2 protein-coding genes are annotated in these 970 nt (G+C 54.9%); both read left to right on the top strand.

Annotation, left to right across the window (positions count from 1 at the left end):
- Positions 1-138: winged helix-turn-helix domain-containing protein (locus ACTHSP_RS20830; protein ID WP_440346865.1), on the top strand; the 138-nt coding region annotated here is incomplete at its 5' end.
- A 29-nt stretch (positions 139-167) separates the two neighbouring features.
- Positions 168-970, top strand: an 803-nt coding sequence (locus ACTHSP_RS20825) for a histidine kinase dimerization/phospho-acceptor domain-containing protein (RefSeq protein WP_440346864.1), incomplete at its 3' end; no start/stop codon positions are given.

The raw sequence follows: 970 nt of genomic DNA, 5'->3' as shown, positions 1-970 counted from the left end.
TACGGCTGGGGCGAAGAAGTCGAAAGCAACGCCGTTGACTTCCTGATTCACGCCTTACGCAAAAAACTCGGCAAAGAAGCGATTCAAAACGTCCGCGGGGTCGGCTGGCTGGTTGCACAAAACAACCAGGCCGTCTGAAAAACCAAAGCAACACCAACACACATACCATGCAACGCCTTATCCACACCATCAAACAATCCCTGCAAGTCCGGATCAGCCTCGCCCTGATCTGTATGCTCCTGCCCCTCTCCATTCTTGCAGGCATATTTTCATATTACGATACTTATCACGAGACCCAAGAGGTTCAAGACGACCTGTTGCGCCAAGTCGCAAACTATCTCGACCCGAGCGATGCCGATGACGAGAAGCACTCGCTCGACAACGACAACAAGATTTCCGTTCAATTTCCCAATACGCCCAACCCCATTGTCAGCCTGCCTGAGCAGATTTCAGACGGCCTGCACACCATTCAGGCCGATGACGACGACGATTACTACCGCGTTTATACCCGTAATACCAAGCAAGGCCGCATCGCCGTCATGCAGGAAAGCGACTACCGTGAAGAGCTGGCCGAAATGGCCGCCGTGCAGAGCATCCTCCCCATGCTCCTCGCCCTACCCCTGATTATCCTGCTCACCGTCTGGATTACCCACCGCGCCATGCGTTCCGTCAAAACCCTGTCCAACGATTTAGAACAGCGCCAAATCAACGACCTCTCGCCGATGGACACGCAAGACATTCCCAGCGAAATCCAAGGCTTTGTCGTCGCCATCAACAACCTGTTGCAGCGTACCGACGAAAACGTCCGCCAACAGCAACGCTTTATCGCCGATGCCGCACACGAATTGCGCAGCCCCATGACTGCCCTTTCCCTTCAGGCAGAACGGCTCAACAATATGCAGCTGTCCGCCGAAGCGCGCGAGCAGTCCGCCCTGTTGCAACAAAGCATACAGCGCAACCGCCACCTGCT

The organism is Neisseria sp. P0001.S005 (genome assembly GCF_051963715.1).
The sequence above is the reverse complement of the archived record's forward strand: the minus strand, read 5'-3'. Positions and strand labels throughout refer to the sequence as shown.